This window comes from Pseudoalteromonas sp. S408 (assembly GCF_005886645.1).
GTDB lineage: Bacteria > Pseudomonadota > Gammaproteobacteria > Enterobacterales > Alteromonadaceae > Pseudoalteromonas.
This window is the reverse complement of the sequence record NZ_PNDY01000013.1, coordinates 108,808-122,430: the sequence shown is the minus strand read 5'-3', so window position 1 is coordinate 122,430 and position 13,623 is coordinate 108,808. Positions and strand designations below refer to the sequence as shown.

At 40.1% G+C, this 13,623-nt stretch carries 14 protein-coding genes; 5 read left to right on the top strand and 9 right to left on the bottom strand.

The genetic code is table 11. The features are described 5' to 3' along the window. Positions 1–4 precede the first annotated feature (4 nt). Both CWB62_RS11885 and CWB62_RS11880 read left to right on the top strand, forming a co-directional pair. Positions 5–1,438, top strand: coding sequence for an ATP-binding protein (locus CWB62_RS11885; RefSeq protein WP_138527479.1), 1,434 nt, complete (start codon positions 5–7; stop codon positions 1,436–1,438). A 74-nt stretch (positions 1,439–1,512) separates the two neighbouring features. Next, complete coding sequence (locus tag CWB62_RS11880) at positions 1,513–2,184, top strand: response regulator (RefSeq protein WP_138527478.1); 672 nt, start codon at positions 1,513–1,515, stop codon at positions 2,182–2,184. 34 nt (positions 2,185–2,218) lie between these two features. On the opposite strand, the gene CWB62_RS11875 is transcribed toward CWB62_RS11880, so the two are convergent. Next, positions 2,219–3,073 (bottom strand): PA4780 family RIO1-like protein kinase, encoded by an 855-nt coding sequence (locus tag CWB62_RS11875; protein ID WP_138527477.1) that lies wholly within the window; start codon positions 3,071–3,073, stop codon positions 2,219–2,221. 292 nt (positions 3,074–3,365) lie between these two features. On the opposite strand from CWB62_RS11875, the gene CWB62_RS11870 reads away from it, so the two are divergent. Together CWB62_RS11870 and CWB62_RS11865 are read left to right on the top strand one after the other, a co-directional pair. Then, positions 3,366–3,641 (top strand): EF-hand domain-containing protein, encoded by a 276-nt coding sequence (locus CWB62_RS11870; protein WP_138527476.1) that lies wholly within the window; start codon positions 3,366–3,368, stop codon positions 3,639–3,641. A 12-nt stretch (positions 3,642–3,653) separates the two neighbouring features. Then, on the top strand, positions 3,654–4,109 hold the full coding sequence (locus CWB62_RS11865; RefSeq protein ID WP_138527475.1) for a hypothetical protein: 456 nt from the start codon (positions 3,654–3,656) through the stop codon (positions 4,107–4,109). A gap of 57 nt (positions 4,110–4,166) precedes the next feature. Here CWB62_RS11865 and CWB62_RS11860 read toward each other — a convergent pair whose 3' ends face one another. The 5 genes from CWB62_RS11860 to CWB62_RS11840 all read right to left on the bottom strand — a co-directional run bounded on the left by CWB62_RS11860 (position 4,167) and on the right by CWB62_RS11840 (position 9,444). Next, the gene (locus tag CWB62_RS11860) at positions 4,167–5,543 is read right to left on the bottom strand and encodes an FG-GAP repeat domain-containing protein (RefSeq protein ID WP_138527474.1); all 1,377 of its coding nucleotides are present in this window, start codon (positions 5,541–5,543) and stop codon (positions 4,167–4,169) included. A 163-nt stretch (positions 5,544–5,706) separates the two neighbouring features. Next, positions 5,707–7,008, bottom strand: a complete 1,302-nt coding sequence (locus tag CWB62_RS11855) for an MFS transporter (RefSeq protein WP_138527473.1) — start codon at positions 7,006–7,008, stop codon at positions 5,707–5,709. 161 nt (positions 7,009–7,169) lie between these two features. Next, entirely contained in the window at positions 7,170–8,012 is an 843-nt protein-coding gene (gene yghU / locus CWB62_RS11850; RefSeq protein WP_138527472.1) for a glutathione-dependent disulfide-bond oxidoreductase, read from the bottom strand. A 42-nt stretch (positions 8,013–8,054) separates the two neighbouring features. Then, positions 8,055–8,630, bottom strand: coding sequence for a rhomboid family intramembrane serine protease (locus tag CWB62_RS11845; protein ID WP_138527471.1), 576 nt, complete (start codon positions 8,628–8,630; stop codon positions 8,055–8,057). 130 nt (positions 8,631–8,760) lie between these two features. After that, positions 8,761–9,444: a type 1 glutamine amidotransferase domain-containing protein gene (locus tag CWB62_RS11840; protein WP_058405044.1), complete on the bottom strand. Its 684-nt coding sequence runs from the start codon at positions 9,442–9,444 to the stop codon at positions 8,761–8,763. A 167-nt stretch (positions 9,445–9,611) separates the two neighbouring features. Here CWB62_RS11840 and CWB62_RS11835 point away from each other — a divergent pair, with 167 nt between their 5' ends. Continuing rightward, positions 9,612–10,535: a LysR family transcriptional regulator gene (locus tag CWB62_RS11835; protein ID WP_138527470.1), complete on the top strand. Its 924-nt coding sequence runs from the start codon at positions 9,612–9,614 to the stop codon at positions 10,533–10,535. A 19-nt stretch (positions 10,536–10,554) separates the two neighbouring features. On the opposite strand, the gene CWB62_RS11830 is transcribed toward CWB62_RS11835, so the two are convergent. The 3 genes from CWB62_RS11830 to CWB62_RS11820 form a co-directional block, all read right to left on the bottom strand. Beyond that, entirely contained in the window at positions 10,555–11,289 is a 735-nt protein-coding gene (locus CWB62_RS11830) for a dienelactone hydrolase family protein (protein WP_138527469.1), read from the bottom strand. 82 nt (positions 11,290–11,371) lie between these two features. Beyond that, positions 11,372–12,697 (bottom strand): glycerophosphodiester phosphodiesterase family protein, encoded by a 1,326-nt coding sequence (locus tag CWB62_RS11825; protein WP_138527468.1) that lies wholly within the window; start codon positions 12,695–12,697, stop codon positions 11,372–11,374. A 74-nt stretch (positions 12,698–12,771) separates the two neighbouring features. Continuing rightward, positions 12,772–13,620 (bottom strand): DMT family transporter, encoded by an 849-nt coding sequence (locus CWB62_RS11820; RefSeq protein ID WP_138527467.1) that lies wholly within the window; start codon positions 13,618–13,620, stop codon positions 12,772–12,774. Between the last annotated feature and the right edge of the window lie 3 nt (positions 13,621–13,623).

The following is a 13,623-nucleotide window of genomic DNA, read 5'->3' as shown; positions in this document are numbered from 1 at the left end:
CCTTATGAAAATTCATAATAAGCTTTTTTTAATTTTGTTTAGCTTTACCTTCAGTATCATTGCAGGGCTGGTGGTGCTTATACAATGGAGTATAGGTCAGGGGGTTATTGATTATGTGAATGCTAAAGAAATCAAAGCACTTGAGCCCCTCGTTATAAAGCTCGCCACGCAATATGAAAGCAGTGCCTCATGGGACGAAGTCATCCGTGATAATAAAAGCTTTAGACGCCTTATTGAAACCGAGCTACAAAGTAGTCAATTTTCTGAACGCCCGGGGCCAAGGAGTCGCTCAATGAGGCCGCCCCCGCCAGAACGCGCCCGCTTTGAAATGAAGGGCCCACCTAAGCCCAATAAAATAGCTCATTACGCGTTGCTTGATAAAAATAAACAGCCGATACGAGGGCGTTACCTTGATGAGCTTACCTATATAAATACGCCAATTATTGTTAATAATATAGCCGTTGGTTATATAGCTGTTTCTAAAAGAGATGGTTTAGTTGATGGCTACGAGCTTGACTTTTTAGAGCAGCAAACCAACTACTTGTGGCTTATTGCTATAGCCGCTGCTTTATTTACCTTGTTGTTAACTTTTTTATTATCACGACATTTAGTCAGCCCCGTAAAACAAATTGCAACAGGTATGCACCAGCTGACCCAAGGGAACTTCACCACTAAGCTTACCCTTGATCGAAAAGACGAATTAGGTCAGTTAAGTGAAGACTTTAACATGCTTGCCTTAACGCTCGCTAAAGATGAAAAAGTGCGTAAACGTTGGCTGGCAAATATTTCTCACGAATTAAGAACACCCATGAGCATTTTACTTGGTGAACTTGAAGCAATGTTACTTGGCGTACGTGAGCCCAACACCCAAAACATTAGCTCTGCTAACGATGAGGCAATGCATTTAAAACGGTTGATTGATGATTTACACATGCTAAATAGTGCTGAATTAGGGGGGATGCATTACACCATGCAGCCAACCGATTTAACATTACTGTTAAATACAATTGAGCAAAAATATCAGGTACTTTTTGAACAACATGCAATTAATATTTACGTACTTAACAGTGCCAAACAAACTATTGTTCAGGCAGATAAAACACGGCTATTACAGCTATTTGACAATATTTTAATGAATGCTTTGCACTATGCTCAGTGCACTACTATTTCAATAACCGCTGAAAACATAAGCAAAAAAGGGCAATCATTTATTGAGCTGACCATCGAGGATAATGGCGTTGGGGTAGAGTCTTCGCATTTAGCGCATTTGTTTGAATACCTTTATCGGGTTGATGATGCGCGTAACCGCCAAGAAGGTGGAGCGGGCCTTGGTTTATCAATATGTAAACACATAGTCGAAGGCCATCATGGTGAAATAGTCGCAGAGAAAGCAAGCATAGGCGGCCTTGCTGTTGTGATTAGCTTACCCACAATGTAAAGCGCAGAAGTGTCACTTTTTAATTTACCTACTTTAGTAAGTGGCTAGGACTTATATGACAAAGCGAGATGCCAATGAGTGAACAAATATTAATAGTTGAAGATGAAAAAAAATTGGCTAATTTAATGAGTGATTTTTTAATGAATCATCATTTTAATACTCATCAAATACACCATGGGAATGACGTACTTCCATGGCTTGAAATTAATAGGCCCAACCTTGTGTTACTTGATGTAATGTTACCAGGTCAAAGCGGAATTGAATTATGCAAAGCGATTAGGCGCTTTTCCACAGTACCGATTATTATGGTGTCGGCTAAAGTAGAAGAAATAGACCGTCTGTTAGGGCTTGAGTTAGGCGCTGACGATTATATTTGTAAGCCATTTAGTTACGCAGAGCTGGTTGCCCGCGTTAAAGCTATTTTAAGGCGTATTAATACGTCACAGGCTCAAACGTCGGCAATGCAGTTAGATGAAACCACCTACAAAGTGAACTATAAAAATAACAACATTGAGCTTACAAACGTTGAGTTTCAGTTATTTAAACCGTTGTTTAATAACCCAAGTAGAATTTATTCACGTGATAGCCTAATGGATACCATGTATACCGATCAGCGCATTGTGAGCCACAGAACAATTGACAGCCACATAAAAAAATTACGCAAAAAGCTTGATGAATTAACTAAAACTGAGAGTGTGATTCAATCTGTTTATGGGGTGGGGTATCGCTTTGTACACCCGCAATAAGGGAGCAAAGCGATTACCATAAAAATGAGTGTTATTACTCGTCGTCAGAGAAGTTGATACGCGCTAAACGTTCTTGTTCTTCATCGGCTGCGGCTTGGATTTCGTCAAGTACAGAATCAACATCAGCGTCTTCGCTGTTATCTTCAAACTCACCTGTAAGTATAGAGTTAGGTGTTAGGTTTGCTTCTTCAAATAGTGCCCACATTTCTTTGGCATACTGAGTATTTAACAGCTCAGGCGCAAACTCGCTGTAATATCGGCGCATATTGTTTACGTCACGAGCAAACATGGCTTCAGCGCTATTGTTAGCAGACGCATTTACAGCTTGCGGTAAATCAATAATCACAGGGCCTTTATCGTCAACAAGCACGTTAAACTCTGATAAATCACCATGAATTATACCCGCGCACAGCATAAGCATAATGTAATGCATCATTTGTTTATGTTGTTTTATAGCTTCTTCTTTGCTCATACTTACATGGCCTAGCTGCGGCGCTACATCGCCATCGCTATCAGACACAAGTTCCATAAGTAATACACCATCAACACAGCAGTATGTGTCGGGTACGCGTACACCGGCCCTAGCTAATCGAGAAAGTGCATCAACCTCAGCGTTTTGCCAAATTTCTTCTTCTAACTGGCGCCCATAACTTGAGCGTTTTCCCATGGCACGTGCTTGACGACCACCGCGAACTTTACGGCCTTCTTGGTATTGTGCGGCTTTTTTAAAACTGCGTTTAACAGCATCTTTATAAACCTTGGCACACCGGATGTGTTCACCACAGCGAACTACAAATACATCGGCTTCTTTACCGCTCATTAGTCGGCTAAGTACTTCATCAATTAAACCGTCATCGATAAGGGGTTGTAAGCGTTTTGGTGTTTTCACAGCTTGCCTGCTAAGTGGAATTGGTTATTAATCATTATTTATAAAAGTGCTCTGTAATTAGTTGTTTTATATGCTCAAGCAGTATATCAGCTTTGAGAATTAAGGGCAGTATTACGCGCATTTACACACGCTTGCGTTAGCTTATCTGCTGATTGTAAATTGAGCAACCAGAACGCCCTAGAACACATCAATTTTTTAAATTATTTAATACTTCCTTATTGTTTGCACATTTTTTGCGTTTTTAAAGTGTAATTTTACGCTATCAACACGCCCTGAATATAAGGTTATTACTATGAAGCATTTAACATCAACGGCAATGATTGTATTACTTAGCATTGTTTTTTCAGCCAATATTGCTGCAAAAGGAAGTAATAACAAACCGCCTAAGCCAGACTTCTTAACTCTCGACAGCGATGGCAATGGTGCAATTAGTTTTAATGAATTTAATACTAAAAAACCACCTCACGGTGACGCACAGACTATTTTTGATGAAATTGATGCTGACGGTAATGGGGAAATCAGCGAGCAAGAATTAAGTGAACATAAACCACCTCGTCGTGAACGTTGAAAGGAAACTAACATGATCAACTCTATAAACAACAACGCTACTAGTTTTATCCCGCAGCAAAAAAGCCAAGCTGTATCGCTAACGTCAGAACAAAGTGATTTTGTAAAAGAAACGCTAGCGCAGTTTGGTCCCGAAAGCTTAACCTCTGAAGATGCAAAAAGCATTCAAGCTGCGTTTGAAGAGCAGGGTATTTCACCCACTAAAGAGCTGGCAGAATTAATGAGCGAGCTTGAATTTGATGCTAAAAGTATTGGTGATGCTGGCCGCCCTGAAGGGCAAAGACCGCCTCCACCGCCACAAAATTCACTAGAGCAAGTTAATACAGAAGAGGTAGTAAGTTACCTTGATGAATTACTCGAGCAGTATTCAAGCCAAATAAACGATGAAGATAAAGACGCTATACTCTCGGCTGTTCAAGAAAAGTTTGGCTTGTCTGAATCTGATTCGTTACTCAGTATTAAAGCGTAAATATGTGTAAAAGCTGACACAAAAAGCCCAGTAATACTGGGCTTTTTGTGTAGGTGGTTAGTTTAAGCGGGTTGATATTTTACTGGTGCCATCTTCTTCGGTAAATTTAAACACAAAGTCTTTTTTACCGTCTTGGTTAATATCAACTAACAAAATATCTTTACTTTTTTTAGGTAAAGTTAACTTTATTTTTTTACGCTTTTTGCTCAGCAAATTGTTCTCATCGCCGTAGTAAACATAGAGCGTTTTTTTGCTGTACTTATAGACTGCATCGGTTTTGTTATCGCCGTTTATATCGCCTATGTATAAAGGCGGGGTTGCATCGCCATTACTCATATTTATTTCCATCTCAAGATCAATTTCTATGCTTGATTTGCTGGCAAATGAGCCATCTGCTTGTTGCTTATAAATATTCATTTCTACATCTACGTCAGTTTTACCACCGCCCATAGCCATAGAAGCAATAGTGCCAAGGCCAATGTCCAAGTCCATTGTTTGAAGATCTATTAAGCCATCGTTATTAAAGTCTGTTTCAAATACAAGCTGACTAGGGCCGCTGGTATTTAACAATTTAATAGGTGTTTCACTAAAACCTGTTTTATTACCCAAATAAAGGTTATGCGCTATTTCAATATCGAGCGAATCCATACCTTTCACTGGCTTATATTGCTTGGTAATAAAGTCTAAATAGCCATCGTTGTTTATATCAATAAGCTGTTTTATTTTGCGTTTTTCACCGTTACTGAGCTCACCCAACTCAATATTAAAATTAACGTCAGCCATGGTTTTATTGTAACCATTAGCATTCGCGTAAAGTACATGGGCGCCTTGCTTATTTAAAAATACTAAGTCGTTTAGGCCGTCGTGGTTAAAGTCGGTAATAGTAGGCTGGTTATTAATATCAACCTCAAGAATGAGCCCTTCTTTTGAAAAATCACCGGTAAATAGCGCTGTTTTTTCAAAAGTATGAGGAGTAAATTGGCCGTTGGTGTTTTGAACATACAGAGTTGTTTGCTTTAAGTCAGGGAGCAAAATATCACTCAGTCCATCTTTGTTTGCGTCAATAATAAAGTTTATTTTTTCAAACTCGGTGACTTCTAGCTGGTTTATTACTGATGTGTATGTAAATAACAGTGAAGGTATATCCTTGCCTGCTTTGTAAATGCCATCGCTTGCTACAACAAGCGCTTGTTTACCACTCGAATTAGCAAGTGTTGCCACGTCAAAGCCAATGGCCTTATCAGGCAAAATTAGCTGAGTACTTTGTGCCGATAGCAAATCAATATGTTCTAGCTGTTTAAGCTCTTTGTTGAATGCAAATAACGTTGTTGAGTCGGTGGTTACTAACTCTTCGGTGGTTTTAATCGACATAGTTTGTGCCGATAAAACACTAGGCGCAAGCAATATAAGTAATGCACTAAACGGTTTCAACATGGTAAGTCCCTTTGTGTAGTTTTAAGTAGGCAAGTATTTAATTCTCTTCAGCCTACGGCAAAAACTAACGTTAGGGTGTAAGTAATTGTAATAAAATGTTTATACTAAATGGGTTAATAAAGTAAGTGCTTTTAGGTGTTAGTACGAATTGTTATGGCGATGTTTATTCTATTATAGGTAAAAATAATGCACTCATAGCGCCACAAAACCCAAGCATGCTATAGAGCAAAATAAGTTCAGCGGTAGACAAAAAGCTCTCAAGTAATCCAAGACTGCCTAACATGAGTAAAAGCACACCAATAACCGTATTACTTACCGCAACATAATCGGTACGTTTGTTTCCTTGTGCCATATCGACTAAATACGTTTTGCGGCCAAGGCGAACCCCTTGGTGAGCAACAGAAAGTAAAAAGTAAAGCGTAGGCAGTAGCCACCATGCACTCAACAAATGGTTAAACCACGTTGCAATAACAAAAACCGCTAAACCATTGAAAGTGACTAGCATGGCACTAAGCACTAAAACTCGCTGGCTTGATAGGTCACTTAATCGCCCCCAAATTGGCGCCGACACTAAACTAGCTAACCCCGATACGGCAATAAACGTTGCAAGTAATGAAAACTCAAACGACTGGCGACTTGCCAAAATAATATAAAATGGTGCGCTTAAGGCTGAGCACAACAAAAAAGCCCGTGTGACAACAAAGTGGGCAAATTGCTTATCGTGGTAAAGGAGTTTAAGTTTTGTAAATGCGTGCAGTAACCCGTTTTTTCCTCCCTCAGTGGCCCCTTTGTATTCATTTATGCGGCTATAAAAAAAGGCCGCCACGAGCCACATTACTGCGCCCAATACCAAAGCCATTAATACCGTGTTTTGTTCTTTTTGCTGAGAAAAAAACCACATTAACAGCCCAAAGGTCAGGGTTGCTAAACCTGCAATACTTGCCGCTAAGCCGCTAATGTTTCCTCGCTGTTTTTTTGGAATCACTTTTCCCAGTACATCTTTTGCTGCTACTGAATTAAAGCCCCGCGCTAAACTAAATAAAATTAATAAACCTAAAATAGCGTAGCCCGCTTGTTTTCCCTCTAATGTAAAAGCAACGCCTACCATCGCAAATATACATAACGATTGCGCAATAGCGCCAATTACCCATACCCATTTTCGAACAGATAGTTTGCGGATCACATCGGCAATGGCCAACTGCGGAAGTAAAGAGCCAGATTCCCTTATTGGTACAAGCCACGCTATAAAGCTGCCAGGCACATTTAGGCTGTGCATTAACCAAGGGAGCGTTACTTTAGGGTTGAGTAGTGCATCTGCAAATTTACTAAACAGCTGGCTCAGTAATAAAATAATGAAGTTACCGGGTACCTCTTTACATGCAGATTCATCAATTTCTTTGCAGGCTTTAGCATCTTCTTCATTATTAAGGCGTTTATAAATTTGCTCTTTTGTTAGTTTGACCACGGTGTTTTCACAAATTTTGAAGTAAGTAAATTTATACTAGGTTGATATGATTAAATATTCTACTCTCAGTTAGGGGAGTGTGATCACTTTAGCAACGCCATATTAAAATTGAACATAAAAAACCAGCATTTAAGCTGGTTTTTTGAAGTGTTAGCAACAGTTTACTTAAAGTCGTCTGCGCTATGTCGTTCGGCTAACTGGTCTTCTTCGGGGCCCCATGTGCGATTAACACGACGACCTCTTTTAACCGCGGGACGCTCAGCGATTTGTTTAGCCCATTTAACAACATGCGTATAAGAGGCAACGTCTAAAAACTCTGCAGCATCGTACAAGTCGCCTAAAACAAGCGAGCCATACCAAGGCCAAATAGCCATGTCGGCAATTGAATATTCCTCGCCCGCCATATAGTCATTGTTACTTAAATGCTGGTTAAGTACATCGAGTTGGCGTTTGGTTTCCATAGTAAAGCGGTCAATAGGGTATTGCATTTTACTGGGCGCATAACTATAAAAATGGCCAAACCCGCCGCCTAAGTAGGGTGCAGAACCCATTTGCCAAAATAACCAGTTACGACACTCGGTTTTTGCTACAAGACCTTTAGGTATAAATGCGTTAAATTTTTCACCTAAATATTGCAAAATAGAGCCCGACTCAAATACACGTGTTGGCGGTGTTGTTGAGTGATCAAGTAGCGCAGGAATTTTTGAATTTGGATTAATATTAACAAAGTCAGAACCAAACTGATCTCCCTCGCCAATATTAATTAGATAAGCATCGTATTGCGCATCATTAATACCAAGCTCTAAAAGTTCTTCAAACATAATAGCGGCTTTTTGGCCGTTCGGTGTTGCTAGCGAGTAAAGCTGAAATGAATGTTCACCAATAGGTAAGGTTTTGTCATGCGTTGCCCCAGCTATGGGCCTATTAATACTGGCAAACTTACCGCCACTTTCACTTTCCCAAGTCCATACTTTGGGTGGTGTGTAATCGTTTTTATTGCTCATAAATAACCTCACTGTTAGATTGATTTACTTAAAATAGTTTTTTCACAAACCTTTTTGTCTATCTGCTTTTGCTAATTTATAACCCAAAAACAAACCACTTAAGGCTCCGAATAAGTGGCTTTCAAACGAAATATGAAAACGTTGCGGCAATACGCCCCAAATAAAACCGCTATAAAGTATGGCAACGACTACAGCGATTACGATTGATTTTAGCGAGCGCCTAACCACGCCATAGCAGAGAATAAAACCCCATAAACCATATATTACGCCGCTCAAACCAACATGAAAATTACTGCGACCAAATGTCCATACAAGCAAACCACCTGCAAGCGCAGTAAAAACAAACACGGTGTAAAATCGTTTAACACTGTATTGGCAAATAAGCCAACTGAGCACCGCAAATGGCAGCATATTACTGGCAAAGTGCCACCAACTACCGTGTAAAAAGGGAGCGCAAAGTATGCCAATTAAACCTTGAATGCTACGAGGATAAATACCTAAACCATTGAGGTTTATTCCAGGGAGGCTATTAATAACTTGAAGTACAAAGCAAACAGCAACAATACTAAATATTGCAAATCTTGAAGTAGTAACTAATGACAGAGACTGGGTTGTCATATATTTTCCCTAATGAGCTTAAGCAGTTGCTAGTATAGAAATTGTATTGAGTAATGAAAAGCAAATAAAAAGCACAGCTTAAATGCTGTGCTTAATCAAGGCCGTATTGGCCTTTAGTGTATAATTGCTATTAACCTAATTTAGTTAATAGTTTTTTAGCAGCAAGCTCTGAACTTGCAGGGTTCTGACCTGTGATCAATAAACCATCTTCTAAAGCAAGCACACCCCAATCTTCAGTTTTTTGGTAGTCGCCGCCTTTTTTGATTAGCTCGTCTTCTACTAAAAATGGGACTATGTCGGTTAGTTGTACTGCTTCTTCTTCGCTATTAGTAAAGCCGGTTACTTTTTTACCAGCTACCAATGCGTTGCCGTCTGCATCTTTGGCATTTAAAAACACAGCACTTGCATGACATACGCCAGCGACGGGTTTTTCTTCTTTAATAAAATTTTCAATTAGCGATACAGAATCGGTGTTGTCTACTAAATCCCATAATGGGCCGTGGCCACCAGGGTAAAATACTGCGTCGTAATCACTTGAATTTACTTCGCTTAGTGCATGGGTATTAGCCATTAGCGCTTGCGCTGCGCTGTCTGCATCGTAACGTTTAGTTGCATCGGTTTGAAAATCAGCAAGCGTGCTTGTAGGGTCAATTGGCGGTTGGCCGCCAGCCGGAGACGCAAGTGTTACTTCAGCGCCTGCATCAACAAATGCATAGTAAGGTGCTGCAAATTCTTCAACCCAAAAACCGGTTTTTTCACCTGTGTTACCAAGGTCCGAATGTGAAGTAAGTACCATAAGTATTTTTTTAGCCATAACAATATTCCTTCGATAATTGAGTTAATCAGTATTTGGTATTCACCAAACTCGTGTATTTACTATATGCATTTAAACTGCTTTAAACAACGATGATAAATTTGACTTTATTGGTTTAATAATTGATACAATGTGTGGGTTGAATTTTAAACTAGGCGGAAACAACCATGAAAGTGTCATTCGAACAATTAAAAAGTATGGTGGTGTTTGCACAAATTGTAGAGCAAGGAAGTTTAACTGCCGCCTCTAAGCAACTAGGTTTAACGCGTGCTGTGGCAAGCTATCACTTAAAAAAGCTAGAAACCCAGCTTGAAGTTACGCTTTTAAATCGCTCAACTCGCACAATGACACTCACTGAGGCCGGTATAGCGTATTACGAACGCTGTCGCGTTATTACTGAGCAGGCCAATGCCGCAAATCAACAAATAGAAAATATAAAAAGCGAGCCGCAAGGTTTACTTAAAGTGAGTTGTCCAGTTAATGTAGGCATGCAATTAATTGTACCCGCTATAAATACGTTTAAGCGTCAATATCCAAAAATTGACATCGACCTACAACTGACAGACGACGTAGTAGATATAATAAAAAATGGCTTTGATATTGCTATTCGTGGTGTTGCGTTAAGTGACTCAAACTTACAAGCTACAAAACTCACCACAATGAGCACCTGTATTTGTGGCTCTTCAGATTACTTTGATTACTTTGGTAAACCTAAAAACCCAGCGGAGTTAAAAGTGCACAAGTGGGTCGTGTATCAATTAGGAAGTAAAACATTAACACTTCAAAAAGATGGCAAAAAACACGACATTACAATGCAAGGTGGTTTAAGTACTAATAATGCGGCAGCTCGAACGGCATTTGTAGAGGCGGGGCATGGCCTTGGTCGTATTCCTCTTTATGATGCGTGGCCTAAAGTCCAAGCAGGGCTACTAGAGATCATACTAGACGATTACAAAACTAAAGATATTGAGCTTTATGGGGTGTTTCCGCCAGGTGCCACTGGCTCTAAAAAACTTAGGTTATTTATTGATTATTTAAAAGCGTACTTTGTAAAGCAGCATACCGCGCTGGGTATGCTGAAAAGCGTTTAAATAACTCAATGGCTTTGCATTAAAGCGTGCGGTTAAATAGCGCCACCGCTTGTTGGTACATAGTGATTGCGAGTGCACCGTCATATCGCTCACCTTCGTCGCGCATAAAGGCATGTTGTGCGTTAACTTCTTGCCACTGGTAATTAATACCGCTACTAATACATTGTTGATAAATTTTACTGCGACCCTCCTGTGGTACATGAGGGTCTTGTTTACCCCAAATAAAATGTATTTCACCTTGTATGTCGGCCATGCGCTCAAATGAATTGTTTCCTTTTTGAGCGGGTAGTGTGTCGCTATGAATATCGGTTGCGTATAAACAAAACGCCGCTTTTATTTGGGGATTAAGTGCAGCTCTGTAAGCTAAATGCCCGCCAATACATACCCCCATTGCACCCACTGTACCTGAGCAGTATTGTTGCGACTTTACAAAATCGATTAATGCTTGTGTGTCGCTATCGTGATGCTCAAGCGGTTTTTCCCACTTATCAGCATTACCTTTATCTTTACCTGCATCGTCGTAGGCAAGTACAGTCCCGATAGGGTTTAACTCATGAAATACTTCAGGTACTAACACAACAAAACCATGGCTTGCCAAAAGTGCAGCACTTCGGGCGATGGGGGCGGTTTGCTGAAAAATCTCAGAGTAAAAAATAATAGCAGGAAACTGCCCATCGGCTTGTGGACGATACACTGTGGTTCGCATTAGGCCTGTTGGTGTTGATAAATCAGCATTATGGTGTTGGATGATCATAAAAGCGCTCAGTTAAAAAGGTTTAGATTCTCTCTTTATGGTAACTGAGCGCAGCAGAATAAACGACCGCTGAAATGCGTTTTTAAATACTGGCTGGCATTTTATTACAGCTTGCGTAGTAACTTACCGTGGCCGGCCAATCAGAAAATATACCAATAACGCCTACTTGCTTTGCTAACACATCAACTACAGTCATCATATCGCCATCGTTATTTATTACATCAGCAATTGATTGATAGTAATAACCACCGCCTTCATTTAGTGGCCCTGAGCGCTCAAGGCTCCACGCTATGAGCTTCAAACCTGCTGCTTTTGCTTCAATGGCGTATTGTGAAGGAACTATATTATTATCGTTATCGATGGTTAACATCATCCAAATGGGAGGCGCGAGTATTTTAACGTCGTTAGCAACCAGCTCGGCCATGCTTGGTTGCCATGTTGCTGGATTGCTCGGATCAAACCCTGCTTCGCTATCGCGGCCATCTAAGTAAACACTTTGTTCTGCAAATTCAGGGTTGGTGTTAATCCAGTATTCTACATCGTTTAAGTTAAATGATTGCGGATAAACCTGATTTGCTGGTACATCTAATTGCGTGTATTCATCTAACATTTTTTGTGCATATTGTTCTTGGCTCATACCATCAAAAGGCATACTAACTTGAGGCGACTTAAGCTCTGGGGTCATTTTTACATCCAGTGCTTTAAATAATTCAATACTTTGCTTATGGGTTAAAAGCGTACCTGTTGTTGCGTATAAATCGGTACGCCAATTTGGGGTGCCGTTGAGGTATTCAGTTACCGTGGTGGCGTTTGTGTTGGCGCCATCCATCTTTCCTTCAAGGGTTAAAAATTCGCTCAGGCTAATATCGCTTGTACAGCATTTTGCTGAAGCAGGAACCCCTGTATTTGGATTGGCTGGGGTAAATGGCACACTGCATTTTGCAGCAAGTTCTGGAATAGCTAAAATATTGGTGGTGGTATGTAAGTCACATTGTGAGTGCCTGCATACGAGTTCTTTATCGTTTGTAAACGTTACATCGCACTCTACAATACCGGCCCCCATACGCGCTGCTGCAACATAGGATTCTTTAGTATGTTCTGGGTATTGCATTGGCGCACCACGATGCCCAATTGAAAAGTCTGTCGTATAAAATGGGCCATCTTGGCAAGCTGCTAATTGTGTTTTTAGTTCGCTTGGCGCCATGTCGTTTATTAAATAATCTGGGCGAGCACCTAGTTGAATATTGCTTCCTTGTGCAACTTCTACAACCACAGGGGTCGGCACTTCTACAATTTCAACGTGAGTGTTCGTTACTACCACGTCTTTTTCGACTACTTTAACTTCGTCGTCACAGCCAATAAGTGCAACAAATAGAAGGCAGCTGGCAGATAAGGTAATGCGTTTCATTGTTTATCCTTAAAAAATAAAAGTTGCACTACCTTAGTCACACTTAATGACATTTAAACGACAGGAAAGTGAACTTATTTTTTCGCCATTATTTGATTAATCACTAACGCTAAAAGCATTATTGCAGCACCAACACTTAGCCTAAAAATATCGGCATCTCTATTCCAAATAACAATATTAACAATAATACCGACTGGAATAAGTAAGTTATTCATAACTGCCAACGCCCCAACATTGACAAGCGTTGCGCCTTTATTCCATAAAAAATAACCTAGGCCTGAGGCCACAATTCCTAAATAAATTAAAATTCCCCATTGTGTATTCGTGCTTGGTAACTTACTTAGATTACCAAATAAAGCGTAACATAAGCCGGCAATAATAAGCGCACCAATAAAAAACCAGCTAAATGCCGCTTTGCCGTCAAGCTGCTTGCCTTGCATTAGTCGTTTGTAAGTGACTTGACCAGTGGCAAAACTTAAATTAGCTCCTTGCACAAGCAACAGCCCTAACCAAAAGTTATTGTCGAGATTTTCATAACGAATTGCGACAGCACCCAATACGGCAATTAAAGCGACAATAAAAAATTGCGGATTAAACTGTTTGTTAATGGCGTCGTTTAATAAAGTGATATAGAGCGGTGTCATTACGGTAAAAAGCAATACTTCAGGGACGCTTAAAAACAAAAATGAGTGGTAATAAAAACTGTACATAACACCAAGTTGCACAGCGCCTATTAACATAAGCTTGATTGCGGTGGCGGGAGGAAGGCGTTTAATAAACGGTAAAAATACCAATGTGGCTAGCGCAACACGTATTAATACGCTAAACCATGCATCAACCTGACCAGCTAAATATACGCCAATTAAACTAAACGAAAATGCCCAAAGTAGGGTCACTGTAAATAAATAGCCCATAACCATCATTTT

Bases quoted from the DNA above. Each gene is read 5' to 3' on its own strand.
- CWB62_RS11885 (WP_138527479.1), top strand. From the start codon at position 5: ATGAAAATTCATAATAAGCTTTTTTTAATTTTGTTTAGCTTTACCTTC.
- CWB62_RS11880 (WP_138527478.1), top strand. From the start codon at position 1,513: ATGAGTGAACAAATATTAATAGTTGAAGATGAAAAAAAATTGGCTAAT.
- CWB62_RS11870 (WP_138527476.1), top strand. From the start codon at position 3,366: ATGAAGCATTTAACATCAACGGCAATGATTGTATTACTTAGCATTGTT.
- CWB62_RS11865 (WP_138527475.1), top strand. From the start codon at position 3,654: ATGATCAACTCTATAAACAACAACGCTACTAGTTTTATCCCGCAGCAA.
- CWB62_RS11860 (WP_138527474.1), bottom strand. From the start codon at position 5,543: ATGTTGAAACCGTTTAGTGCATTACTTATATTGCTTGCGCCTAGTGTT.
- yghU (WP_138527472.1), bottom strand. From the start codon at position 8,012: ATGAGCAATAAAAACGATTACACACCACCCAAAGTATGGACTTGGGAA.
- CWB62_RS11845 (WP_138527471.1), bottom strand. From the start codon at position 8,630: ATGACAACCCAGTCTCTGTCATTAGTTACTACTTCAAGATTTGCAATA.
- CWB62_RS11840 (WP_058405044.1), bottom strand. From the start codon at position 9,444: ATGGCTAAAAAAATACTTATGGTACTTACTTCACATTCGGACCTTGGT.
- CWB62_RS11835 (WP_138527470.1), top strand. From the start codon at position 9,612: ATGAAAGTGTCATTCGAACAATTAAAAAGTATGGTGGTGTTTGCACAA.
- CWB62_RS11830 (WP_138527469.1), bottom strand. From the start codon at position 11,289: ATGATCATCCAACACCATAATGCTGATTTATCAACACCAACAGGCCTA.
- CWB62_RS11825 (WP_138527468.1), bottom strand. From the start codon at position 12,697: ATGAAACGCATTACCTTATCTGCCAGCTGCCTTCTATTTGTTGCACTT.
- CWB62_RS11820 (WP_138527467.1), bottom strand. From the start codon at position 13,620: ATGATGGTTATGGGCTATTTATTTACAGTGACCCTACTTTGGGCATTT.